The organism is Winogradskyella flava (assembly GCF_014243395.1).
Taxonomy (GTDB): domain Bacteria; phylum Bacteroidota; class Bacteroidia; order Flavobacteriales; family Flavobacteriaceae; genus Winogradskyella; species Winogradskyella flava.
Window position 1 is genome coordinate 855,984 of sequence record NZ_JACLCP010000001.1, and the last position, 25,515, is coordinate 881,498.

The following is a 25,515-nucleotide window of genomic DNA, read 5'->3' on the forward strand; positions in this document are numbered from 1 at the left end:
CCTTATTTAAAAGCATTTAATCCCGTAACATCTAACCCTGTGATGAGTAAATGAATATCGTGAGTACCTTCATAAGTTACCACACTTTCAAGGTTCATCATATGTCTCATAATACTATATTCCCCGCTGATTCCCATACCGCCTAACATTTGTCTTGCATCGCGAGCAATGGTTAAGGCCATATCTACATTATTTCGTTTGGCCATAGATATTTGTGCAGAGGTAGCTGTGCCCTTTTCTCGCATAACACCAAGTCTCCACGCTAACAATTGTGCTTTGGTGATTTCAGTAATCATCTCTGCTAATTTCTTTTGTTGCAACTGAAATTGCCCAATAGGTTTTCCGAATTGAATACGTTCCTTACTATATCTTAATGCGGTATCATAGCAGTCCATAGCTGCACCAATAGCTCCCCAAGCAATTCCGTATCGTGCCGAGTCCAAACATCCAAGCGGAGCGCCTAATCCGGATTTGTTCGGTAATAAGTTTTCTTTCGGAACTTTGACATTATCAAAAATAAGCTCACCAGTTGCAGAAGCTCTCAATGACCATTTGTTATGGGTTTCTGGAGTTGAAAAGCCTTCCATGCCTCGTTCTACAATCAATCCGTGGATTCGACCTTCTTCATTCTTAGCCCAAACAACTGCTACCTGACAAAAAGGTGAATTAGAAATCCACATTTTTGCTCCATTTAAAAGATAATGGTCTCCCATATCTTTATAGTTTGTGGTCATTCCTCCAGGATTACTTCCGTGATCTGGTTCTGTTAAACCAAAGGAACCCATCCATTCGCCAGATGCTAATTTCGGTAGATATTTTTGGCGTTGTTCTTCGTTACCATATTTCCAAATAGGATACATGACTAACGAGGATTGTACTGAAGCGGTACTTCGAACACCCGAATCACCTCGCTCAATTTCTTGCATTATTAATCCGTAAGAAATTTGATCTAAACCTGCGCCACCATATTCTTCTGGTATATAAGGTCCAAAAGCACCAATTTCTGCTAAGCCTCCAATGATGGATTTTGGAAACTCTGCTTTTTGAGCAGCGTCTTCTATAATTGGAGAAACATCACGTTTTACCCATTCCCTTGCAGCATCACGCACTAATTTATGCTCTTCTGTTAGTAATTCATCTAGATTATAGTAATCTGGTGCTTCGAATAAATCTGGCTTCATATATACGATATTTTGTCACTGCAAAAGTAACGAAAACGTTTTCATTGCCCAATAAGAGTATCACATTTTCAGATAAAAATCCTTTGTCAAATTAATATAGTCTTCGGTATATTGATGACGTCCAGTTTCAATAATTAATTCTGAAGTTTCAACCGCATGTTTTTGAAACATAAATTCAATAAGACTGCGTTTTATTTCTGTATGCGTATTTCCCTTTACATGCAGTTTACGCGTTGGCGATAAGCCGACTTTTGATGCTAATTCTATAAAGGATCGTTCTTCTTTAAAAGGAATAATCACAGAAAAAGAGCCATTTTCTGATAGTAAGTTTGCCACGGCGTAAATAATATGTTCAAAAGGCATGGCATCGCTAAAACGAGCTAAATCTCTTGCTTTATCGTTAGTTTTATAATCTTCAGAATAGAACGGTGGATTGCAAATAATTAGATCGAAAGTGTCTTCAACTTCTTCAACAAACTCCAATAATGATGCATGGTAACAAAACAATCTATCGCTCCATGGTGAGTTTTCAAAATTTTCCGCGCACTGTTCATAAGCATCTTCGTCAATCTCAATAGCTTCAATATTTTGGGCATGACTTCTCTGGGCCAGCATCAAGGACAAGATGCCTGTACCAGCACCAATATCTAAAACTGAAGATGGATTATTCTCAATAGAAGTCCAGGCGCCCAATAAAACGCCGTCTGTACCAATTTTCATGGCACAGCGATCTTGTTCTATTGTAAATTGTTTGAATTTGAATGGCTTATTCATTTTTTGTCATCCTGAACTAGTTTCAGGATCTTTATTTTTTATTAGATGCTGAAATAAATTCAGCATGACAGCATATTATTCAGATAGATATAAATCAATCAATCCATTAGGTGTATTTACTTCAATGGTTTTATTCTTTCGATCTACTTTAACGATAAATTCGTCATTCATTGGAATAAGGATTTCAATACCATCTCTATCAATTTCAAAAAGTGCTTGTGCCGTAGAATCGTTTATTGCCTTTATAATGCCAACCTCTCCAAAGTTTATATCTTTAATTTTAAAACCAGTGACTTCATGAAAATAAAACTTATTACCCTCTAGTTTTGGAAGTAGATCCAATGGTAAGTATAGTTCTGATTTTATTAGAGCGTCTGCATCAGCTTCTGTATCTACATCTTCTAGCTTCAAACGTAGTAAGTCTGATTTATGTAGTTGAGAGGATTCTATGAAAAAAGGCACTAAATTCCCTCGAAGATCCATGAAAATGGCATCTAAATTATCATATAGTTCGGGTTCGTCCGTATCTAGTTTAGCAAGGAGCTCCCCTTTAAAACTATATTTCTTAACAATTTTACCTAAATAAAAGCAATCTTCTTTTTTCATGAGAATATTATGAAATAAAAAACCCTGACGATTTAATGTCAGGGTTTAAAAGTATAAAATTAAATTTTTTACTCTTCTTCGTTAGAAGCAGTTGTTTCTTCAGCAGCAACATCTTCTGCTACTTCTTCTTCAACTACTGGTGCAGCTGCTGCAATACGCGCTTCATTCACTGCTTTTTCAGCTTCTAAGGCTTTCGCTCTAGCATCGGCTTCGGCTTTAGATAAACCATCAGTTTTTGCTTGAATTTTAGCTGCTTTTTCTTCTAACCAAGCATCGAACTTCGCTTGCGCTTGTTCTTCGGTTAATGCACCTTTTCTAACACCTCCAGCTAAATGTTTTTTCAACATTGCCCCTTTGTAAGACAAAATTGCTTTTGCAGTGTCAGTTGGTTGTGCACCATTCTGCAACCATTTTACAGCACCATCAACGTCTAATTCGATTGTTGCAGGATTTGTATTTGGATTGTAAGCACCTAATTTTTCTAAGTATTTACCATCTCTTTTAGAGCGAGAATCCGCTGCTACGATCCAGTAATAAGGTTTTCCTTTTTTACCGTGTCTTTGTAATCTGATTTTTACAGGCATAATAATTAATTAGTGAGGTTCTCGACCTCTGTTATTAATGAGGGCGCAAAGATAGTATATTTTTTTAATTTACAAGACTTTTCATTCTTTTAACTAGTTAGATTATCATTTTAGCCAAAAGAAGAAATCGGGTGCCTGTAATATTAAAAAATATTATACTTTTAAAGCCCTATTAGCATCACCACTTAGGTGGTATTTTTTGAAATTATGAAAAGATTTTTTTACTTATTAGTGTTTGGTTTAACAGCTTTTTCCTGTGGAGAAGAGATTGAATTCAACACTCCTGCCATTCAAGCCAATAGAGATGGAAGAGCTTGGAGAGCTGAATATTTTGCTGCGGATATAGATTTTGGAGGCTTTATTTTCGAAGGTGGGAGACCTGATGAAGTCCTACAACTAATTACTCCAACAGATGAAATAGGCATATTTGATTTAAGTACTGAAAGTTCTGCTGTAGCTATTTTTAAAGATTTTGACGGAACAATCTATTCTACAGCCAATCTTTCAGATCCGAGCATCTCGCCATATCCTGGTGAAGGACAAATTAGGGTTTTAGAGATTGATGATGATGCTGATCCAAAGCGAATAAGTGGAGAGTTTTATTTCACTGCATTTTCAGAGGATGGTTTAAAATCTGTTAATTTTATTAGAGGCGTATTCAACCGTGTGCCATTGACAGGCGGCTTGGTTGCTATAGGAAACGAAAATACCTGTTTGCAGGCATCGCAGAACTTAAATTCAGTGCAGCAAGCTTTTAGTACTGCAGATACAAGTGATCCTAACTATGCTGATTTATGTGGAGATTATAAAGTGGCACTTCAAAATGCCATCGATGCTTGTGGAGACATGTCAGGCAACTTTCAGGCCACTATCGACAGTTTAGGAGATTGTAACTAGTAGTTTTAATTAATTTGAAATAAAAATAAAGCACCATGGTATCGTGGTGCTTTTTTGTTAAATGCTGTTAAAGACTATTAAACCTTGTTAAAATACTTGACAGAAACCCTTTTTTCTGTTATCCTACAAACGTAGATGTGACACAATACACATCTTTAAAGAATTTATTGAAATTTTAAAATGTAAAAGATAAAAATGAAGTACGAAAAAATCATTTCAGACAAATTAAACGAACTATTAATCAAGAATTATGATGCTGAAAAAGGCTACATTAATGCCATGAAAGAGGTAGATAATGTGAATGTAAAAAACTTCTTCAAAAATAGAGCTGAGGAAAGAGCCATATTTGCACGTGAGTTGAGAACTGAAATATTGACTTATGGAGAAATTCCAAAGGATTCAGGAAGTTTAAAAGGTACGATGCACAGAAACTGGATGAGTCTAAAAGCAACATTCTCATCAAATAATGAAGAAACAATTCTTAATGAAGCATTAAGAGGAGAAAAAGCAAGTTTAGAAGAATATAATGGGTTGCTGAGCGACAATAATTTCCCAACACGCTTAATTAACTTGTTAAGAGAGCAGAGAAATGCTATTGAAGCCGCCATTAATTCTGTAAAAATGTACGAGGAAGTATTGTCATAATAGGTCCACGTTAGGTTAAGATGAAAACCACGCTTTTGCGTGGTTTTTTGTTTACAACTGTTTATAACTTCATTTCAAAAAAGTACAAATTCTATGTAATTTTATAAGCTAACTTTTCGACACTAGTTTTTCCCTTTTTGGGAATTAAAAGGACCTATTTTTATGTACTTAATATTCGATACCGAAACCACAGGTTTACCTAAACGTTGGGATGCACCCATAACTGATACGGATAACTGGCCAAGATGTATTCAAATTGCATGGCAGTTGCATGACGCCATGGGTAATTGTATTGAGCATCAAGATTATTTGGTACAACCGGATGGCTTTAATATTCCTTATGATGCCGAAAAAATTCACGGTATTTCTACAGAGTTAGCTCAAGAACAAGGTGTGCCATTAGCTGAAGTTTTAGAGCAATTTAATATTGCCTTGTCTAAAACCAAATTTGTTGTTGGACAAAATGTAAAGTTCGATCTCAATATTATGGGAGCTGAATTTGTGAGAGAAGACGTCGCAAATCCACTACAGGAATTACCTGTTTTAGATACCTGTACAGAGCATACGGCAAGTTTGTGTCAGATTCCTGGAGGTCGGTATGGAAAGTTTAAGTTGCCAACTTTAACAGAACTGCATCAATATTTATTCAATACACCTTTTGCTGAGGCTCATAATGCCACAGCCGATGTTGAAGCGACAACACGTTGTTTTTTCGAATTAATCAGAAAGCAACAATATACCAAAGAACAGCTAGACGTTCAGCCCGATTATTTTGAGAAGTTTTCTGAAGCCAATCCTGATACGATTCAGCTTATAGGTTTAAAGCATATCAATCTTAAGCGTGAAAGTGCAAAGATTAATGAGCGCCTTCAAAAACAACAAGTTGAAGCAATTCCAACGGAAACCAATAAGGAAGTCGTTTCAAAGTTAGCTGAGGTCGATTTTGTACATCTTCATAATCATTCGCAATTTTCTATACTTCAATCCACCATAAGTATAAAGGATTTGGTAGCTGCCGCGGCTAAAGAAGACATGCCGGCTGTGGCGTTGACGGATCACGGAAATATGATGGGTGCATTTCACTTTGTGAGCGCTGTTGGTAATCATAATAAAGCAATTAAATCGCAACATGCCGAAGCGGAAGAGGCTGGTGAAGAGAAAAAAGGAAAACTCATCAAACCGATTATTGGTTGCGAGTTCTTTGTTTGTGAAAATCACAAGGACAAAACCAGAAAGGATAACGGTTATCAAATTGTTCTGTTAGCCAAGAACAAAAAAGGCTATCATAATTTAGCAAAACTATCGTCAGCTGCATTTACAGATGGTTTTTACTATGTGCCAAGAATTGATAAGGAACTTATAGAACAATACAAAGAAAATTTAATTTGCCTTACCGGAAACCTTTATGGAGAAGTGCCAAGCAAGGTTTTGAATATTGGAGAAAATCAAGCTGAGGAAGCCTTGTTGTGGTGGAAAAACGCTTTTGATGATGACTTGTACATCGAGTTAATGCGCCATAATCAAGAAGATGAAAATCGGGTCAACCAAGTCTTGGTTCAATTTGCTAAAAAACATGAGATTAAGTTAATTGCAACGAACAATACCTACTATGTTGAGCAAGAAAATGCGAATGCACACGATATTTTACTCTGTGTAAAAGACGGTGAAAAACAAGCGACACCAATTGGTCGTGGTCGTGGTTATCGTTATGGATTGCCAAATCAAGAATACTACTTTAAGTCTTCCGAAGAAATGAAAGCCTTGTTTAGGGATATTCCTGAGGCTATCGTGAATATTCAAGAGGTAGTCGATAAGATAGAACCTTTTGAATTAGCTCGTGATGTATTACTACCTGCTTTCGACATTCCTAACGAATTTAAATTTGAAGAAGACGAAGTTGATGGTGGAAAACGAGGCGAGAATGCATACCTAAAACATCTCACATATGAAGGCGCTAAAAAGCGCTATGGAGAGATCACACCAGCAATAAAAGAACGACTCGATTTTGAATTGAGCGTTATTGAAAATACGGGTTATCCGGGTTACTTCTTAATTGTCGAGGATTTTATTCGCGAGGCTCGAAAGATGGATGTTTCTGTTGGTCCAGGCCGTGGTTCCGCAGCTGGCTCTGTGGTTGCCTATTGTTTGTGGATTACTAATATTGACCCAATTAAGTACGATTTACTTTTTGAGCGTTTCTTGAATCCAGATCGTGTAAGTATGCCAGATATTGATATCGATTTTGATGATGAGGGTCGTGGTCGTGTGATGCAATATGTTATTGATAAGTATGGCGCCAATCAGGTGGCCCAGATTATTACTTACGGAACCATGGCTGCTAAGTCTTCCATAAGAGATACCGCTCGTGTATTGGACTTACCCTTAAATGAAGCTGACCATATTGCCAAGTTGATTCCAAATATGTCTAAGCTCGGGAAGATTTTTGGAAAGACTGAAAAAGAGCTGTCTAGCAAGTTCCGTTCGGAGGAATTAGAAAAAGTCAACCAACTTTTAAATATTTCTGACGGTGAAGATCTACAGGCTGAAACGGTTAACCAAGCAAGGATTCTAGAAGGTTCTGTAAGAAATACTGGAATTCATGCTTGTGGCGTGATTATTACGCCTGGTGATATTACTAATTATGTGCCAGTTTCAGTAGCTAAGGATTCTGATTTGTATGTCACGCAATTCGATAATTCAGTTGTTGAAAGTGCAGGCTTATTAAAGATGGATTTCTTGGGTCTTAAAACCTTGACCTTGATTAAAGATACCGTTAAGATCGTCAAAGCTAAGCATGGTATAGAACTCGATCCAGAGAATTTTCCATTGGATGATGACGAAACTTATGCGCTGTTCCAGAGAGGTGAAACGGTTGGGATTTTCCAATACGAATCGCCTGGTATGCAGAAGCATATGAAGCATTTAAAGCCTACGGTTTTTGATGATTTAATTGCCATGAACGCGCTCTACCGTCCTGGTCCAATGGAATATATTCCAAGTTTTATTAATCGCAAGCATGGCAAAGAAGAAATTATTTACGATTTGCCTGAGATGGAAGAATACCTCAAGGAAACTTATGGTATTACGGTCTATCAAGAGCAAGTAATGTTACTATCTCAAAAGCTGGCGGATTTCACTAAAGGTGAAGCTGATGTTTTGCGTAAGGCGATGGGTAAAAAGCAGAAAGCTGTTCTTGATAAGATGAAGCCAAAATTCATCGAGCAAGCTGCCGCAAAAGGTATGGATAAGGATAAGCTCGAAAAAATCTGGAAAGATTGGGAAGCTTTTGCGAGTTATGCTTTTAACAAATCACATTCTACGTGTTATGCTTGGATAGCCTATCAAACGGCCTATTTAAAAGCACACTACCCAGCAGAATATATGGCTGCGGTACTTTCCAATAACATGAATGATATTAAGTCAGTGACATTCTTTATGGAAGAATGTAAACGTATGCGTTTACCTGTTCTTGGGCCAGACGTCAATGAGAGTTACTACAAGTTCTCTGTAAATAAAGACAACGCCGTACGATTCGGAATGGGCGCTATTAAAGGTGTTGGTCATGGTGCTGTAAAAACCATTGTAGAGAACCGAAAGGAAGACGGTAATTACAAATCTATTTTTGATTTAGCGAAGCGTGTGGATTTAAGAGCGGCCAACAAAAAATCGTTTGAAGGTTTAGCTAATGCTGGTGGATTTGATTGCTTTGAAAACACACAGCGTGCGCAGTATTTTGCTCATGATGGTGATGGGATTACCTTTTTAGAAAAGGCGATGAAGTATGGTGCCAAGCATCAAGAAAATGAAAACTCAGCGCAAGTTAGTTTGTTTGGCGCTTCAAGTGATGTGCAAATCGCAGAACCGCAGGTACCACCTTGTGAGGATTGGGGAACTATGGAGAAACTATCTCGGGAAAAGGAAGTGGTTGGGATTTATATTTCTGGTCATCCATTGGATGATTTTAAAATTGAAATGAAAACCTTTTGTAACGGCACTATCTCGCTTTTTAACGATTTGGAAGCTATTGTAAATCGCGAAGTAACCTTTGGAGGCGTTGTCACCGATGTACAACATCGTGTCAGTAAACAAGGGAAAGGCTGGGCATTATTTACTATTGAGGATTACACGGATAGTTTTGAGTTTCGAATTTTTGGAGAGGATTATCTAAAGTTTAGGCACTTCTTTGTTGTCAATTCCTTTGTGTATGTTAGAGCCTTTATTAAAGAGGGTTGGGTCAATAGAGATACAGGTAAAAAAGGTGATCCAAGGATTCAGTTTAATAGCTTTCAGCTGTTGCACGATGTCATGGATACCTATGCAAAAAAGTTATCAATTCAATTAAACATTGATAATTTGGAAAAAGACAAGATTTTAAATCTTCAAGATTTGTTTAGAATGCATGATGGTAATAATGCCTTGAATTTTTTGGTTTATGACAATGCAGAAAAATTAAAGCTCACTATGCCAAGTCGAAAACAGAAGATTAAGATATCCCAAGAGTTGTTGAATGAACTGGAGGAACAAGATGTTAGGTATAAGTTGAATTAGAGAAAATTAAGATGAAATATCCTAAAATTCTATATGTATTACTCTTAATATTTGTCTTTAGCTGTAAAGAAGAAAAGAAGACATCCGCTGAAGTTGCTCATAAAACCGAAGTTTTCCAGTCCATCTTGGATTCCATTTATAATCAAAATAAAGATGCCGTCGGTTTAATGATACATATTGAGTCGCCAGATAAGGGGATCTCTTGGAGCGGAGTAGCAGGCTATTCAGATAAAAGTGAAACTGAGCTCGAAAAAGATCAACCTGTTTTAATTGCAAGCAATACTAAAACTTATGTAAGTGCCGCCATTTTAAAATTGGTGGAGCAATCAAAATTTGATTTGAATCAAGCCATTGATACTTTAATTTTTGAGAAGACTAATAAATTACTGAAAACTGATGGATATGATACGTCTCAAATTAAAATAGCGCAATTATTAAATCATACCAGTGGTATTTATGATTATGCAGGTACTGAAGAGTACATGCAATTGATTAAAGATGACCCAAAGCATCGCTATTCTCGAAACGAGCAAATACAATTAGCCGTTTCTATGGGAAACCCTCTGGGTAAAGCGGGAGAAGTTTTTGCCTATGCGGACACTAATTACTTGTTACTAACAGAAATTATAGAAGGCATTACTGATAAACCCTTTTATATAGCTTTAAGAGAGTTGATTGGTTATGAAAAACTTGGTATGCAAACCACTTGGTTTTCTACTTTAGAAGACTATCCTCAAAACACAAAACCATTAGTACACCAGTATTGGACCTCTGAAGGCTTAGACAGTTACGAAGTAGATCATTCTTTCGATTTATATGGAGGTGGTGGAATCGCGTCAACAAGTAAGGACTTGGCTGTATTTTGCCAAAGTCTATTCAACAATAAAATCTTTGATAAAGCAAATACTTTAGATTTAATTTATGCCAAAGCCAATCCAGAACAGCCAATGGAAGGTGATTATTATTTAGGCATATCTAGTGTGGATTTTGATGGCTTAAAAGGCTATGGTCATGGTGGTTTTTGGGGAACAGCTGTCAATTATTTCCCTGAATTAAATTCGAGTATTGCAGTGTTTGTTTTAGATAGAGACAAAAGGATTTTGCGAGTAAATATCAACGAGGCTATTGTTAAAGCCTTATCCGAATTGTAAGCTTAAGTTTGTTTAGTATCTAAATAGTTTCCTAGTTTATCCAAAGAATCATCCCAGAATTGCGAATAGAATTGCATCCATTTATTCACCTCTTTTAAAGGTTTTGGGTCGGCATAGCAAAACCGATTTCTGCCTTGTTCGTTCATTTGTACTAAACCAGCATCATTAAGTATTTTAATATGCTTAGTAACCCCTTGCCGACTCATGTCGAACTGTGTTGAAATCTGAGTTATGGAAAGGGCTGAGGTCGCCAAGACTAAGGCGTGAAAAATATCACGCCTTGTAGGATCTGCAATAGCTTTAAATAGTTTATTGATATTATCTTGCATTGACTTCTTCTTTTAAATAGCTAGTTAAACCATTGATACAATTATCCCAACCGCCATTAAAACTCTCAAACATAGCTATAGCTGTTTCGCCAGCATAGTTTTCTATACCAGAATGTGCTAAAGTGAGCTTAGTAGAACCACCTAGATCTTCCAATTTCCAAGTTACTATTGTGGTACCTGGTGTGTCTTTTACAATCCAAGTATAGGTTAAAATGTATGGATTAGCTTCTAGTACTTCGCCAATTATTGGTGAGCAATCTTCTCCCGAAGAATTAAACACATAGTTATAACCGACTTCGGCTTTAAAATCTGCCTCTAGGAACCATGTTGAAATTTCTTCGGCATTTGTAATGGCATTCCAAATCTGATCGATTGGATGAATAAATACCTTTTCTTTTGTGATTGTTTTTGTCATAATGTTCGTTGTTTTGATTTATATGCAACTTTTTAGTTGCATAATTGGTTTTAAGTTAGCGCAAAGGATGGAAGTGACATCCTTTTTTGCATGTTGGCTGAGGCAATGTGCTGAGCTTGTCGAAGTGTTGTGGTTGCGCCCAAAGAAAGAGCATATGTAGAGTAAATGGTATCATAATCAAATCAAATACTGCCATTGTAAGGTTTGGCAGAATTTTTGACTAATTTTGTGTAATTAAAGTAGAATACAATAAACATTAAATATTATGGCACTAGAAATAACAGATGCAACGTTTGAAGAAACAGTATTAAAGAGTGATAAACCAGTGATGGTTGATTTTTGGGCAGCATGGTGCGGACCTTGTCGTATGGTTGGACCAATCATTGATGAGATTAGCTCGGAGTACGAAGGAAAGGCAGTAGTTGGTAAGGTAGATGTTGATGCAAACCAAGAATTTGCTGCTAAGTACGGCGTTAGAAATATACCTACAGTATTGGTATTTCAAAACGGAGAAGTTGTAGGACGACAAGTGGGTGTAGCACCTAAAAATGCTTATGCTGAAGCTATCGACGCACTTTTATAGAGAATACTCTAAAAGAAATGATAAAAGGTTTGCCAGTACGGCAAACCTTTTTTAGTTTCGGTAGCTCATGGATTTGCAATTAGAACTTAATAAAGCAGGAGGTTTTAAGAACCTAGGACTATTGGCTAGACAAGTCGTTGAAGGCTTCATTGCCGGAATGCATAAGAGTCCGTTTCATGGATTTTCTGCTGAGTTTGCCGAACATAAGATTTATAACCAAGGAGAGAGTACAAAGCATATCGATTGGAAATTGTATGCCAAAACAGATCGTTTATACACGAAGCGCTATGATGAAGAAACCAATTTGCGTTGTCATCTCATAGTTGATAATAGTAGCTCTATGCACTACCCTGAATCTGCTGGTACAACAATTAATAATCTGAATAAAGTGGCTTTTTCGGCCTTAGCTTGCGCGTCTTTGATGAATATCCTCAAAAAGCAACGCGATGCGGTTGGATTGAGCATCTATAGCGATAATTATGACTTTTATGCTCCTGAAAAGGGGAGTGAACGACATCACCAAATGCTATTAGGTAAATTGAGCGAGGCAGCTGTCTCTAAACCAGAATCTAAAACAACAGAGACGTATAGATATTTACATCAGATAGCAGAAAAGATTCATAGACGTTCTTTAATTTTTGTATTTACAGATATGTTTCAAACGTCTGAGGATGATGAAAAGCTGTTTGAAGCTTTGCGACATCTAAAACATAATAAACATGAGGTCGTTTTATTTCATGTGTTTGATAGCTCCAAGGAGCTGAGTTTTGATTTTGATAGTAGACCCAAACGTTTTATTGATATTGAAACGGGTGAATACATTAATCTGTATCCCGATAACATTAAAGAGAACTACGAAAAAGCCGTAAAGGATTACTTTAATACTCTAAGAATAAAGTGTGGACAATACAGAATAAAGTATGTCGAAGCAGATATTAATAAAGGATTCAATAGCATACTCACGACCTATATGATAGAGCGACAAAAATTTGTTTAGAGAATTGCCTATTTTTTATGATTTTTGTTTGCCAAATTAAAAATGCAATGTATATTTGCCCTCGCAATTATGCAACGGTCTGGTAGTTCAGTTGGTTAGAATATCTGCCTGTCACGCAGGGGGTCGCGGGTTCGAGTCCCGTCCAGACCGCAAAAATTGTAAAACTAAGCTTCAAGAAATTGAGGCTTTTTTTGAAGCAATTGTAAAATGTTGTGTTGTTCCAAGAGCGATCTTGGAGTAGTAGTGAGATTCTCAATTAAGTTGAGAGCTTACCAATGAAAGGCTTTCCTTTTTTTACGTAGTAAAAATCGGGATGCTTTTTTGTTTTATGGCGTTGTTACTTTAAAATATTTACCTTGTTAATGCGTTAACTACAAAACATACCAACTCGATAATGAAATATATTATCTTTTCATTCTTTTTGTTTCAATGTCATCTTTCATACAGCCAGCATAGTGAGAGGTTTACAAGTCTTATTAAAAAAATAGAATATAGCGATTCTTCATATATAGAGAACCATTATTCTGATGGTGCTGTAAAAAGCGAAGGGGCTTATTTGTATTATGATATGCCAGAATATAACTACTCTAAAAAAGCAGGTTTATGGCTAGAGTATTACAATACAGGCGTTATTAAATCAGAATCTGTTTACGATAATCTGGGTAATTTATTACGTAAATCGCTATATGATAAAGAGGGCTCTATATCAAGCGAAATAACAGCAACCTTGATTGATTCTGAATTATCAAGCCCCAAAGATTACTTTTTAAGAAATGATGAGATATCAATCACCTTTAGAATAAAGAGCTATAAATATGGCAAGGATATAGATGGAATATATCTTAGAGAGTTAGGTCTTTCAAAAGGAGGTAAAAGAATTGGCGTATGGAAGATGTATACCCAAAGCGGAAAGCTTGAAAAAGAAATAGATTACAACGATAATTAAATTTAGTAGTATTTACTACAAAGTGGCTTTTCTTGCTTAATGAAGACACTAATTATTTGAGTTTTCAACAAGTTATAAACATAATAACACCTTTTAATCGATAAAAAATACCTTTTAATCGAAGATTTTTTTGTTTTCACATAAAATAGTCCTATGTTTGATGTCCTTCATAAGTCCTCAAATCACTTATCAAGGAAATTTTAATCCATTTTACTATTAGGCACGAGTTGTCTACTAAAACGTCCCTCGTTTTATTTTAGTGCAATTTTAGGCGAAAACCTAAGATAGTTAATAATCCATTCCCTTCCCTCAACGTAACGCTAGTCGTTGCACAAGTTTAATGTTGACTATTTGTAAACCCTAAATTAATATATATGAAAGCCCTAAAAATTACTTTGGCCTTATTGGCAATTACCGTTTTAACCGTATCTGGAGTGCAATCTGACAAGATTGTAGTAGATAATGAGCCGACTTATAAAACATATAACAGTTATGATTTAATTGCTCATAATAAGGATAAGGCAAAGCTAAAGTCAAAACAATAGATTTAATATTTTAATGTTTATAGCCTGCTTATGAATAATAAGTGGGCTATATGTGTTTACATAAGTTTGTTCATTATAAAACTTTCTTTTATTACTTTTAGCGTATCATTGATTTTAAATAATTAATCAAATAATTTGATGCGTCAAGTATTTTTCTTTCTTGTATGTCCACTGATTTTTGTAAAGATATCTGCACAAAATTTAAAATCATCTAGATTAGATAGTATTTACAAGCTAAGGGAACTCTCAACTATTGAAACAATTAAGGATGATTTAAGAATATCTTATGCTCAAGAAGCATTATTGTTGTCAAATTCTATAGGAAGTGATACTACTATTCTTAAAAGCAGTAGAAATTTAGCATATGTCTACGATAATGTTGGAAAGATAGAACTTTGGCAAAGTCAAAATAAAAAGAATTTAATACTCGCTAATAAGTTATCTGATACCGTAGCTCTCGCTGTAGCTAACCTAAATATAGGTCTGGCAAAACAGTTTTACGATATCCAATATGACAGTGCATATGCTTATTATAAAGATGCTTTAAAATATTATGATAAAATAGGGGATACTGATATCATAGGATCAATATATTTTTATATAGCCAAAATTCAAAATACAGAAAAAGTTTATATAAGCAGTGAGGAAAATGCAATTAAGGCCATTAAGCTTTTCAATACATTACCCGAAACAGAATCAGTTCTAGATGATTTATGGAGTTTAAATAACTTGCTAGGTAATGTTTCTTATAATCTTGAACGTTATAACGAAGCTTTAGAATATCATGATAAAGCAATTGTTATAGCAGATGATATGAAAAAGGGTACATATAACAAAACTATATCATACAATAATCAAGCTAATGTATATCGTAAACTTGACAAGTATGATAAAGCAATAAAACTATATAATGATTTAATAGAATTAAGATATATCTATGAAGAAGAAGATCCTACATTTTATCCTTTAATTATAGACAATCTCGCATATACTAAATTACTTGCTGGGCATAAAGACTATGATGAAATAAGTAGTATTTTCTATGAGGCTTATAGTTTAAGTGAAAGACTGGCAGATGATATTACTAAGCTTGCAGTTACTATAGATTTATCTAAATTTTATCAACATTTAAAAGTTAAAGATTCTACATTAAAGTATGCGGAAAGAGCTTATAATTTATCAAGGAAAATATCATCAAATGATATACTATTAGAGTCAATGATATTATTATCAGAATTGAAAGATGGAGAAGAAGGGAAAAAGTATTTGAGAGAGCACATTAAGTTAAGTGATAGCTTACTTAGAGTGGAGCGTAATGTAAGGAATAAGTTTGCAAGAATTGAGTATGGTACGGATGAACTCGAAGCGGAAAACAAACAGATATCTAAAGAAAACCTATACTTAGCTATCTTATCCATTGGATTACTCTTAACAGCAATTTTAATATATGTTGTCATTTCTCAACGTGCTAAAAACAGAAAATTAAAGCTCATACAAGTGCAACAAAAGGCCAATGAAGATATTTATAATCTTATGCTCGGTCAGCAAGACAAGGTAGATGAGGCCAGAACATTAGAGAAAAAGCGTATCTCGGAGGAATTGCATGATGGTGTTTTAGGACGACTTTTTGGAACACGACTCAGTCTCGACAGCATGAATTTTAAGGATAGTAAAGATGCTATGATGACCAGGGCAAATTATATTGGCCAGCTTAAAACCATTGAAGAAGACATACGTAAAATTTCCCATGAATTAAATACAGACTTTGTTTCTGGAACTGGGTTTATGGATATCGTTTCAGAGCTCATTGATAACCAAACGCAAGCTTATAGTTTAAAATCTGACTTTGAATATACAGACGATATTAGTTGGGATTTGGTTAGCAATAAGACTAAAATCAACATTTACAGGATTATACAAGAATCCATGCAGAATATATATAAGCATGCTAATGCTAAAGCTATAAAAATTAGTATTTCTTTAGAAAAAAACGTAATTTGCTTAGATATCATTGATGATGGAGAGGGGTTTGATACCTCTAAAAGCAAAAAAGGCATTGGTTTAAAAAACATGACGTCTCGTGTAGAGGAGATTGATGGCGAAATCACCTTTACCTCTCAATCTGGCAATGGCACAACGGTTAATGTTAAGATTCCCTATACAAACCAATCGACATGAAATGAGTCATAAAGAAACTTGTTGGCATTCAAGGTTCTTATTGGCAAATTCCATCTATCCTATCATTAAAACAAAGATGACCAGATGAAACATATTAACATCCTTATGGTAGATGATCACCCAATAATTATTGAGGGTTACCAAAATGTGTTAATGGCTACAAAAGGAGACGACCAAACCTTGCTTATTGATACGGCCAATAATTGCGATACGGCACAATTAATGATTAATCGCGCTTCAAAAGGGACCCATTACGATGTCTGTTTTTTTGATATTAGCTTACCAGCTTCAGAAGATGGTAAGTATGCTTCTGGAGAAGATTTAGCACTCTTAGCTAAAAAAGTTCTACCAGATGCAAAAATTATAATCCTTACAATGTTCAATGAGTCGTTTAGAATCCATAATATTATTAAGGAAATAAATCCTGATGGTTTTCTAATTAAAAGTGATTTAACCTCCATGGAACTGGCAGATGCATTTCAGCAAATTCTCAAATACCCTCCATATTATAGTAGTACGGTTAGCAACTATGTAAAAAAGACTATTACTAGCGAGATATATGTCGACGATGTCAATAGGAAAATTCTACATTTATTATCTCAAGGTATAAAAACGAAAAGCCTTACTGAGTATATTCCACTATCTACTAGTGCCATAGAAAAGCGAAAAAAACAATTAAAATTGTTGTTCTCGGTTTCCGATGGAAAGGATGAAACACTACTTCAAGAAGCTAGAGAAAAAGGATATCTATAAAAACGTCAGTTTTCTTGATCTAAAAATCGTTGTGTAAGTCTTGTCAATATTGAGAACTACGGTTTTTCCGCATCAAGTGTGAGGTTTTACCACATCAAAAAGTTAAATAGCTAACTTATATTTACATCAAGTCAACAAGAATTAATTAATCCCTCTTTAAGTAATTGTTGAGTTAATAGCAAGAAAATTAAACCTAGTTGCACTTAAGCGACTAGGTTTTTTTACTAATACAAACTGGTATTATGTTCAGAGAGTTTCGCGATAAAGAAACCAAGAAATATAATAGCTACAATAAATTTTAGAAAGGTCGACGCAACAAATCCCAAGAAAGATCCAAAAGCGGCTTTTATGGCTTTTTCCATATCATTTCTATGAATCATTTCTCCCACTAATGCACCTACAAACGGCCCAATTATAATTCCAAAAGGAATTGGTGATAAAAGTCCAATAACCAAACCTAAAGTAGTTCCTATCATTCCGGACTTACTACCACCAAAGCGTTTGGTGCCAATGGCTGGTATAATGTAGTCTAATATATAAATAAAGATAGCTACCAATAGGGTCACAATTAAAAAGGTTTGACTCAGCTGCACTCCATCAGTATAGTGTAAAACTAAAAGCCCAACCCAACTTGTGAGTGGGCCTGGTATTATGGGTAAAAAACTACCAACAATTCCTAACAGCATTAACAATAGTCCAACAAGTACTAAAAATAGTTCCATATAAATAATTTAAATCTACTGATAGGACGCAATAAGTAAGCCAACGTTACAATTTTATAACTAAATCCTTAGTTAAAACTAAATATTTAGTTATATTTGCGTAATTAATTCTTGGATCATGAAACAATTAACCAAAGCAGAAGAGGAAATTATGCAAGCCCTCTGGCAATTAAAGAAAGCTAATGTAAAGTCTATTATTGAGTTACTACCAAAGCCAAAACCAGCATACAATACGGTTTCAACAATCGTTAGAATTTTGGAATCCAAAGGCTTTGTAGATTATGAAAAACAAGGCAAGGGGCATATATATTTTCCTATCGTAGAACGAGAATCCTATAGCAATCAATCCATTAATAAATTGGTTGATAATTATTTTCAAGGCTCTTTTAAAAGCATGGTGTCATTTTTTGTTCAAAAGAATGATCTTGATATAAAGGATATCGAAAATATTCTAAATGAAATCGATAAAAAAGATTAATTATGTTGTATACAATCATTCAAATTATTTCGTTTCAGGCTCTGTTTCTATTGGTGTACGATTTGTTTTTAAAGAAAGAGACTTTTTTTAACCATAATAGGGTTTACTTGTTGGTCACGTCGATACTGTCTTTAGTTTTACCGTTTATAAAGTTTCCGGAATTGCGAAAAATGACATCGAATGACGTGGTTATCCAGCTACCTGAAGTTTTCATTGGTCCTAAAATCCCAACTGAATACGAAGTCTTAGTTGCCGAACAAACAGGCATTGTTTTAGAACAACCACAGTTACCTATCTGGAAGACCATAGTCTTAACTGGAATTGTCATTGCGGCTCTCATTTTTTTATTCAAGATTGCAAAACTATATTGGTTAAAATATCATAACCCAAAACGCTGGTATAAGGATGTCCTTATTGTAAGACTATTAAGGAGTAGTGCCGCTTTTTCCTTTTTCAATACCATTTTTTTAGGAGAGCAAATTCCCGAATCCGACAAGGCAACCATATTTAAGCATGAGTTGGTACACGTCAAGGAGCTACATACCTTGGATTTGCTGTTTTTTGAAATGTTGAGGATTATACTTTGGTTTAATCCGTTAGTCTATATCTATCAGATGAGAATCAAAGAGTTACATGAGTTCATTGCAGATGCTAAAGCCGTAAAACAGCATGGGAAAACGCAATATTATAAAAGTTTACTCAATCAAGTGTTTGATGTTAATACGATATCTTTTACCAATACATTTTTTAAAACATCATTAATTAAAAAGCGAATCACGATGCTTCAAAAATCAAAATCGAAACAATTACATCTTATAAAATATACATTGCTGATTCCTTTGGTTTTTGGAATGTTAATATATACATCAACAGAGGTAAGAGCGCAAGAAAAAACAGAAACTATTGAAGAAGGAATTTCTCAGGAATTGACTGACGAGGAATTGATTGAGAAATATTACCAAGAATTTCTTCAAATGGATAAAGATGAATCTGAATATAGAGAAATCATTAACAAGATTAGCGTCGACTATAACGATAAATACATTGAGTCGAGAGAAGATTATTTAAAGCTTATTGCTTTTGGACGCTATCTGATGCAAACAACTATTGAAAGTAAGTCAGAAAACGGTAACCTTACACAAAATGATGTTGATAGAATGGAAGACATGAAAGCAAAAACTAAGTCCTATACTGAATTCCGCGAATGGAAGAAGACCCAAGAAGCCAAAGACCTTTGGGAAGCCTCAGCCAAATATGGTGAACTTCGCTTAGTGGTTAATGATATAGCCAACAAGACCAAATCCGAACAAAAACGCTTCGATGCGCTTATTGAGCAGTTGAACTTCGACCCAGATTTCCACAAACTTATTGTGTGCGATACTAAGGGAGGATCTCGACTGGAATTAAGTGATCCACAAAATATCACTTCGACTTCGGCAGAAATAATTGAAGTCGAGGAAAACGTAGAAGTCCCATTTGCGATTATAGATGAGGCACCTACAACCATAGAATGTCAAGGTCTTAAAACCAGTGAAGAGCGTAAACGATGTATGAGTACATTTGTATCGACCCACGTCAATAAAAACTTTAATAAAGACATAGCAGATTCGCTCAATTTAAAGGGTAGGCAGCGAATTTTTACATCCTTTAAGATAGATGAAAACGGTGATATTTCTTATGTCTCTGCTAGAGCAGCTCACCCAGCACTAGAGGACGAGGCAAAGCGTGTTATAAAAAGCTTACCAAAATTTATTCCTGGAAAACAAAAAGGTAAAGCTGTGGTTGTACCTTATTCCTTGCCAATTGTGTTTCAAATCGTAGGCAATGCTAATACTCCAAATAATGATAGATTTAATGATTCTTTAAATCGTAGAAATATACGAAAACTTGAAAGTCTGATAGCTCAAAGAGATCGTATCTTACAAAGTACTAGTGAAAAAAACCCAGTAGTCGTAAATTTAAACAAGCAGATTGATTCGATAGACAAAGTATTGGTCAAACCCATAAAGAATAAACAAAAACTAGAAAATCTGATAGCTCAAAGAGATCGTATCTTACAAAGTTCCAGTGAAAAAAACCCAGTAGTCGTAAATTTAAATAAGCAGATTGATTCGATAGACAAAGTATTGGTTAAATCCATAAGGAATAAACAAAAACGAGAAGTTGATAAAGCAATAAATAATGGTTCAACTAAAATTCCATATAGTGTCATCAATATTGCTCCAATACATCCAAACTGCAAGACGATTAATTCCTTAGAGGAGCAAAAAAAATGCACATCTACCGAAGTTCAAAAGCATGTAAATCGAAACTTTAATATGGATTTACCAGAAAAACTAGGCTTGACAGGTGGTAAACAACAAATATATATTGGGTTTACCATAGATAAGGAAGGTACGGTAAAATCGGTAAAATCGCGTTCGTCTCATCCAAAGTTAGATGAAGAAGCTAAAAGGATTATTAATCTGTTACCACAGTTTATTCCTGGAGAACATAATGGAAAGGCAGTTGATGTTGCTTATAGTTTACCAATTACATTTCAAATTGTAGATGATAAAAAGAAGAAGGATTAGATGAGTAAAAACCGGTTGACACTTCTTTTATTTGCTATAACAACTATTGCTTTTTCACAAAGGGTTGAGCAAAAAGCAGATGAGTTATTTGCACTGGGGAATTATTCAAAAGCTATTGAAGCCTATAAGGCTTTAGACAACCCAAATAACGTTTTTGATAAAATTGCAAAGGCATATATTGCGATTGGTAACTATGGTAAGGGATTGGACTACTATAAAAAGGCGACTATAGCTAATCCCAAAGATGCCAAACTAAAATACGAGTATGCTAAATTATTGGCAAAAACCAAAAATTATAGCGATGCTAATGGTCTTTTTAAAACGTTGATTGAATCAGACAGCCTTAACCCAAATTACCACTATGAATTTGGTGTGGTTATAGAAAAGCAAAGAGATACGGCAGCTTTGGATGCTTTTAAAACAGCTTTTGATTTAGATCAGACCCATCAAAAAGCAATCTTTAAAATTGCAAAAAATCATCTTCAAAAGCGAGAATTTGAAAAGGCACATCAGTATATCGATAAGGGATTAGAAAGCTATGCTAATAGTATTGAGCTTATAAGCTTAAAGGCCCAAACCTATTACCATCAAGATTTTCATACACATGCCGTAGTGTGGTTTAATAAATTATTGGATATGGGTGAAAAATCAGAATTCATACATGAAAAATTGAGTTTAAGCTATGCCCAGAATTCAGATTATGAAGATGCTATTTATCACAGGAAGGAAGCCTTAAAATACAATCCTTATGATGCTAATGCCATGTTCGTCATTGGCACCTATTACGAGCGACTTAGCAATTTTGAAATGGCTGAAGACTTTATTTCGAAATCCTTAAAACTTCAAGATGTGTCCTTGTCAAATGAATATCAACGCTTGGGTACAATTTATAACCGTCAGAAGAAATATGAAAAAGCCATAAAAGCCTTTCAAAGATCTTTAAAGGAAGACCCAAATAATATCATGTCTGAGTTCTTTTTAATTAGGACAAAAGATGAATTTTATGCAGATACTGATGCCAAAATAAAGCTGTATGAGGACTTTCTTAAAAAGAAAGTCAAAAGTCCATTTAAATCCTTTGCAGAAATGCGACTTAAGGAACTCAAACAAGAAAAATTCTTAGAACAAGACTAAAATCCCAAAAAATCGTACATTTCGGTATCAAAATAAACTAATGAACCGAGTTGCTTGTCTTTTTTTAATTGTTCTTTTTACATCTTGCGATTATTTTGAAAAGAAAAAAGTAAATTCTGAAGATTTACTTGAGGAAGAGTTGCAAACATTCAATTGGAACGATGTTGATACCTATCCAACCTTTAGTAGTTGCGATTCTATAACGGCAAAGGAAGAAAGTAAAATTTGTTTTCAAAATACATTACTGTCCAATGTCAATCAGTATTTAGAGCAACAGAATATTGTGGTCTCAACTGACGTGAATGATACCATACGATTAAAACTCGTTATTGATAATAAGGGACTCATTAAAGTAGATTCAATAGTTGTAAAGTCAGAAACCCAGTTTCAGATTCCCGAAATTGATAGCTTATTACGTCAGAGCTTAAAAGGTGTTCCCAAAATATATCCAGCGATAAAAAGAGGGCAGCAAGTCACCACGGCTTTTGAACTGCCTGTGATTGTAAGAATTAATTAAAAGCGTATCGCTAATTTCTGCATCAATCGTAAGACTTCAACATACAGCCAAATAAGTGTCGCTAGAAGTCCCCAAGTGGCAATCCATTCTTTATATTTTGGCGCCCTATTTTTATAACGTTCAATATAGTCGAAGTCTAATAGCAGCGCAAAGGATGCTACAATAGCAGCAAGAATATTAAATGCGATCGCAAACCAAGAGGTGCCCCAGATATAGGTTTTAATTCCAAAGAAACTCAATATCCAAGAAATTATATAAACCACCATTATACTCACCGTTGCTGTTATAACTACGCTTCTTAATTTTTTGGTAACTACGATTATTCTTATTTGATAGAGTATAAGCATTACAAAAAAGGTAACTATGGTAACACCAATGGCCTGATACGGCAGTTCGGGAAAATTACGATGTGCATAAGATGAAAATCCACCTAAAAAGAACCCTTTTGCAACCACATAAAGCGGAACAAGAATATGTGCCCAATTTTGTCTAATAGAAATGAGGACACTTATTACTGCAGCTCCCAACATTCCACCCAAGGTAAACCATCGCATAGGTGTGCCAGCTTCGTTGAGTTTCCACAAATAAGCCGTTATGGTCGCAATTACTAAAATACCTCCTAAAGATTTAATAAAAATGCCAGCTACGGACATGGTCCTCGCGGATGATTTGCCATCATCCCAGAAATAACCATTAAAAACCGGATTCGAGGTTTTAAAATTTCTTAAACTCATAATCATTAATAGTTTAGAGCGTTTATTGGACTTATTTTTTTCCTGATTTAACTCAAAAAGTAAAGCTACCAAAAATATCCGATATGGATTATTTTCTGAAAGTACGGCCTTTCCAACTATAAGATTTGAACAAGGAGAAGAATACTATAAAAATATTGAAAAAGGGATATATTAAACTTGAAGAAATGAAAGAAAGCAAAATGTTTTCCTGTTTGAAAAAACGTGCTATCTTGAATAAAAGTAAAAAATCTATACCAAATTTGATTACTAATAAAGCTATTGCGATCCTTGAGCTGATTAGATTGAAAATCACCAAGGGAAATAGAATAACACATACAAGATTCGCCATAAATATAATGAGTCCCAATAACTTGGAAAATAGGTTCGGATTATGACTTGTTTTGGAAGCCCATCGTAAGCGTTGCTGAATCAATTGCTGAAAGCCTGAAACAGGTTGCGTATACACAGTAGCCTTTAAAGATCTTAAGTAAGCTACTTTCTTGGGATCTTGCGTTTTAAATTTTTCCAATAGAAAAATATCATCACCACTCGCAATTGCAGTGTTACCGTCAAAACCATTTACTATGTTGAATGTCAATTTACGATATGCAAAGTTGGCACCATTACATAAAAACGGTTTATGCAAGCCGAAACCGCCAATAGTAGCAGCTTGTAAACTCAGCATATCTAACGTTTGAAAACGATTAAGAAACGTACTATTACTACTATAGGTCACAGGCGCAACAATACAATTAAGACTTTTGTTTTGGATGTATTCATCAAAAGTCTCTAGCCAATATTTAGGTAACTGGCAATCAGCATCTGTAGTAATAATCCATTCGTGTTTTGAAAACTTAATTGCTGAGGTAATGGCATCCTTTTTTGGTGAATTTGAAACACGAATATTCTGTATGGTTTTTATATCAATTCGAGTGAAATCCTTTTTGGAGGATTTTGTGTCTAGAATTTTATTAATAGTGTCTACCGAATCATCTTCAGAATCATCATTAACCAAAATTACTTCAAACAAATCCTTTGGGTAATTCAATTTTAAAATAGAATCTAATAGTCTTGGTAAATTATGAGCTTCATTCCTAAATGGAATTAGTATCGAAAATTTGGTTTTAGATTTAATGTCTTGAAGTTTAAATTCTTCAACGTTATCAAGACCATAAGTCAAACTTCCGATTAAAATCAGATATATAATCATGATGATTATGGCTACGGTTGCTATCATTCTTCGATTCTTGGTAGTTTAAAATTCAATACAAAATAACTTCCAAATAGACTAGGAAGTGCAAAATTCAACAACCACATTATCGTAATTATGGATAAAATTGTGAGCTCGTTGACTTCTACATAGCCAAATAAAAATACCGCAACACTACCTTTGATAACCACGTCAAAAATAGAGATGGATGGTATAATGGATGCCAAAAAATACATGCTGGTTATAACAACCATAGCTTTAGAATACGCCACGTCAACACCAAAAATGGTTAGTAAATAGTAAAACTGAAAAGAGAAAATTAAGTAGCGTACGAGAGACAATAACAGATTAATAAAGTGAACTTTATTTGGAATGGTCTTTATTGCATCCAAGATGCGATTAATGGAATAACCCTTTAAGCGGAATCGTTTATGCCTTATTCCAAAAACAGCGAAAATACCCACAAGAAGGATTAAGAAGACAAAGCGCGCGACCCGATAGTAGTTAACATCAATTTGATAGCGATTCACGAAAATCACTAGTCCAATAGTTCCAAATATAGTCGTGATGGTCATTTGCGCCATATTGCCTAAAAGATTGAGCAGCACAATACGCTTTCTAAGTTGCTTGGCATAATACACAGCTTTTGCACCGTAATCTCCAATGCGATTTGGCGTAATTAAGGAAGCAGTGAGACCGCCTAGACTCTGTTCAAGAGAATTCCTAAAAGAAATTTGTTTTATAGTGTTAACTAAAGATTGCCATTTTAAAATTTCGAAAAACCAGTTAAAAGTGCTCAAAAAGACTAAAAAAAAGATGTTTTTGAGCGAAAACGTACCATTTTCTTTCAAAAATCCAATAAATTCACCGAACCGTAAATTTTCATTTTCAGCAATTTTTGAGTAAATAAAATAAAATGCACCAACAACAATACTTAACTTAATAAGTACAAAGAAGAATTGCTTAGTTTTGTAAGGTACGCTGCCGTGCATAATGCAAATTAAACCAAAAACTT

24 protein-coding genes and 1 tRNA gene are annotated in these 25,515 nt (G+C 34.8%); 15 read left to right on the top strand and 10 right to left on the bottom strand.

The genetic code is table 11. The features are described 5' to 3' along the window. Positions 1-2 precede the first annotated feature (2 nt). From H7F21_RS03765 to H7F21_RS03780, 4 genes are all read right to left on the bottom strand, one after another. The gene (locus tag H7F21_RS03765; protein ID WP_185787884.1) at positions 3-1,181 is read right to left on the bottom strand and encodes an acyl-CoA dehydrogenase family protein; all 1,179 of its coding nucleotides are present in this window, start codon (positions 1,179-1,181) and stop codon (positions 3-5) included. A gap of 60 nt (positions 1,182-1,241) precedes the next feature. Next, positions 1,242-1,955, bottom strand: a complete 714-nt coding sequence (locus H7F21_RS03770; RefSeq protein ID WP_185787885.1) for a tRNA1(Val) (adenine(37)-N6)-methyltransferase — start codon at positions 1,953-1,955, stop codon at positions 1,242-1,244. 75 nt (positions 1,956-2,030) lie between these two features. Continuing rightward, positions 2,031-2,561 (bottom strand): ribosome maturation factor RimM, encoded by a 531-nt coding sequence (gene rimM, locus H7F21_RS03775; RefSeq protein WP_185787886.1) that lies wholly within the window; start codon positions 2,559-2,561, stop codon positions 2,031-2,033. Positions 2,562-2,629: 68 nt separating this feature from the next. After that, the gene (locus H7F21_RS03780; RefSeq protein ID WP_185787887.1) at positions 2,630-3,145 is read right to left on the bottom strand and encodes a 30S ribosomal protein S16; all 516 of its coding nucleotides are present in this window, start codon (positions 3,143-3,145) and stop codon (positions 2,630-2,632) included. Positions 3,146-3,352: 207 nt separating this feature from the next. On the opposite strand from H7F21_RS03780, the gene H7F21_RS03785 reads away from it, so the two are divergent. The 4 genes from H7F21_RS03785 to H7F21_RS03800 all read left to right on the top strand — a co-directional run bounded on the left by H7F21_RS03785 (position 3,353) and on the right by H7F21_RS03800 (position 10,386). Further along, positions 3,353-4,042, top strand: coding sequence for a DUF6252 domain-containing protein (locus tag H7F21_RS03785; RefSeq protein ID WP_185787888.1), 690 nt, complete (start codon positions 3,353-3,355; stop codon positions 4,040-4,042). 195 nt (positions 4,043-4,237) lie between these two features. Next, a complete protein-coding gene (locus H7F21_RS03790) occupies positions 4,238-4,687 on the top strand; it encodes a ferritin-like domain-containing protein (RefSeq protein ID WP_185787889.1) in 450 nt (149 codons plus the stop codon). Between the two features lie 162 nt (positions 4,688-4,849). Continuing rightward, positions 4,850-9,235: a DNA polymerase III subunit alpha gene (gene dnaE / locus H7F21_RS03795; protein WP_185787890.1), complete on the top strand. Its 4,386-nt coding sequence runs from the start codon at positions 4,850-4,852 to the stop codon at positions 9,233-9,235. An 11-nt stretch (positions 9,236-9,246) separates the two neighbouring features. Continuing rightward, positions 9,247-10,386 carry a serine hydrolase domain-containing protein gene (locus H7F21_RS03800; protein WP_185787891.1) on the top strand — a complete coding sequence of 380 codons (1,140 nt, stop codon included), beginning with the start codon at positions 9,247-9,249 and terminating at the stop codon, positions 10,384-10,386. Positions 10,387-10,388: 2 nt separating this feature from the next. Here the strand turns inward: H7F21_RS03800 and H7F21_RS03805 are convergent, their stop codons facing one another. Then, complete coding sequence (locus H7F21_RS03805) at positions 10,389-10,715, bottom strand: ArsR/SmtB family transcription factor (RefSeq protein WP_185787892.1); 327 nt, start codon at positions 10,713-10,715, stop codon at positions 10,389-10,391. Then, the gene (locus H7F21_RS03810) at positions 10,705-11,130 is read right to left on the bottom strand and encodes an SRPBCC family protein (protein WP_185787893.1); all 426 of its coding nucleotides are present in this window, start codon (positions 11,128-11,130) and stop codon (positions 10,705-10,707) included. Before H7F21_RS03810 ends, H7F21_RS03805 begins: the two co-directional genes overlap by 11 nt. Positions 11,131-11,395: 265 nt before the next feature. On the opposite strand from H7F21_RS03810, the gene trxA reads away from it, so the two are divergent. The 7 genes from trxA to H7F21_RS03845 all read left to right on the top strand — a co-directional run bounded on the left by trxA (position 11,396) and on the right by H7F21_RS03845 (position 17,132). Then, entirely contained in the window at positions 11,396-11,713 is a 318-nt protein-coding gene (trxA, locus tag H7F21_RS03815; RefSeq protein ID WP_185787894.1) for a thioredoxin, read from the top strand. A gap of 67 nt (positions 11,714-11,780) precedes the next feature. Beyond that, positions 11,781-12,710: a DUF58 domain-containing protein gene (locus H7F21_RS03820; RefSeq protein WP_185787895.1), complete on the top strand. Its 930-nt coding sequence runs from the start codon at positions 11,781-11,783 to the stop codon at positions 12,708-12,710. A gap of 76 nt (positions 12,711-12,786) precedes the next feature. Beyond that, a tRNA-Asp gene (locus tag H7F21_RS03825) sits at positions 12,787-12,860 on the top strand. Positions 12,861-13,104: 244 nt separating this feature from the next. Further along, positions 13,105-13,656, top strand: a complete 552-nt coding sequence (locus H7F21_RS03830; RefSeq protein ID WP_185788549.1) for a toxin-antitoxin system YwqK family antitoxin — start codon at positions 13,105-13,107, stop codon at positions 13,654-13,656. A 374-nt stretch (positions 13,657-14,030) separates the two neighbouring features. Continuing rightward, positions 14,031-14,201: a hypothetical protein gene (locus tag H7F21_RS03835; RefSeq protein WP_185787896.1), complete on the top strand. Its 171-nt coding sequence runs from the start codon at positions 14,031-14,033 to the stop codon at positions 14,199-14,201. A gap of 138 nt (positions 14,202-14,339) precedes the next feature. Next, the gene (locus tag H7F21_RS03840; protein ID WP_185787897.1) at positions 14,340-16,379 is read left to right on the top strand and encodes an ATP-binding protein; all 2,040 of its coding nucleotides are present in this window, start codon (positions 14,340-14,342) and stop codon (positions 16,377-16,379) included. Positions 16,380-16,463: 84 nt separating this feature from the next. Next, complete coding sequence (locus tag H7F21_RS03845) at positions 16,464-17,132, top strand: response regulator (protein ID WP_185787898.1); 669 nt, start codon at positions 16,464-16,466, stop codon at positions 17,130-17,132. 224 nt (positions 17,133-17,356) lie between these two features. On the opposite strand, the gene H7F21_RS03850 is transcribed toward H7F21_RS03845, so the two are convergent. Then, complete coding sequence (locus H7F21_RS03850; RefSeq protein ID WP_185787899.1) at positions 17,357-17,854, bottom strand: DUF456 domain-containing protein; 498 nt, start codon at positions 17,852-17,854, stop codon at positions 17,357-17,359. A gap of 118 nt (positions 17,855-17,972) precedes the next feature. Between H7F21_RS03850 and H7F21_RS03855 the strand changes: the two genes are divergently transcribed. Genes H7F21_RS03855 through H7F21_RS03870 form a run of 4 tightly spaced genes read left to right on the top strand, consistent with a single transcriptional unit; the run spans position 17,973 to position 22,556 of the window. Continuing rightward, positions 17,973-18,332 (top strand): BlaI/MecI/CopY family transcriptional regulator, encoded by a 360-nt coding sequence (locus tag H7F21_RS03855; protein ID WP_185787900.1) that lies wholly within the window; start codon positions 17,973-17,975, stop codon positions 18,330-18,332. A 2-nt stretch (positions 18,333-18,334) separates the two neighbouring features. Beyond that, entirely contained in the window at positions 18,335-20,905 is a 2,571-nt protein-coding gene (locus H7F21_RS03860) for a M56 family metallopeptidase (RefSeq protein ID WP_185787901.1), read from the top strand. Further along, positions 20,906-22,039 (top strand): tetratricopeptide repeat protein, encoded by a 1,134-nt coding sequence (locus tag H7F21_RS03865; protein ID WP_185787902.1) that lies wholly within the window; start codon positions 20,906-20,908, stop codon positions 22,037-22,039. 40 nt (positions 22,040-22,079) lie between these two features. Next, positions 22,080-22,556, top strand: a complete 477-nt coding sequence (locus tag H7F21_RS03870; protein WP_185787903.1) for a hypothetical protein — start codon at positions 22,080-22,082, stop codon at positions 22,554-22,556. Here H7F21_RS03870 and H7F21_RS03875 read toward each other — a convergent pair. The 3 genes from H7F21_RS03875 to H7F21_RS03885 all read right to left on the bottom strand — a co-directional run bounded on the left by H7F21_RS03875 (position 22,553) and on the right by H7F21_RS03885 (position 25,492). Next, positions 22,553-23,290, bottom strand: coding sequence for a Bax inhibitor-1/YccA family protein (locus H7F21_RS03875; protein WP_185787904.1), 738 nt, complete (start codon positions 23,288-23,290; stop codon positions 22,553-22,555). The two genes, H7F21_RS03870 and H7F21_RS03875, sit on opposite strands and share 4 nt — an antisense overlap. An 88-nt stretch (positions 23,291-23,378) precedes the next feature. After that, positions 23,379-24,527 carry a glycosyltransferase family 2 protein gene (locus H7F21_RS03880; RefSeq protein WP_185787905.1) on the bottom strand — a complete coding sequence of 383 codons (1,149 nt, stop codon included), beginning with the start codon at positions 24,525-24,527 and terminating at the stop codon, positions 23,379-23,381. Beyond that, complete coding sequence (locus H7F21_RS03885; protein WP_185787906.1) at positions 24,524-25,492, bottom strand: lysylphosphatidylglycerol synthase domain-containing protein; 969 nt, start codon at positions 25,490-25,492, stop codon at positions 24,524-24,526. The genes H7F21_RS03880 and H7F21_RS03885 overlap by 4 nt, the downstream gene beginning before the upstream one ends. Between the last annotated feature and the right edge of the window lie 23 nt (positions 25,493-25,515).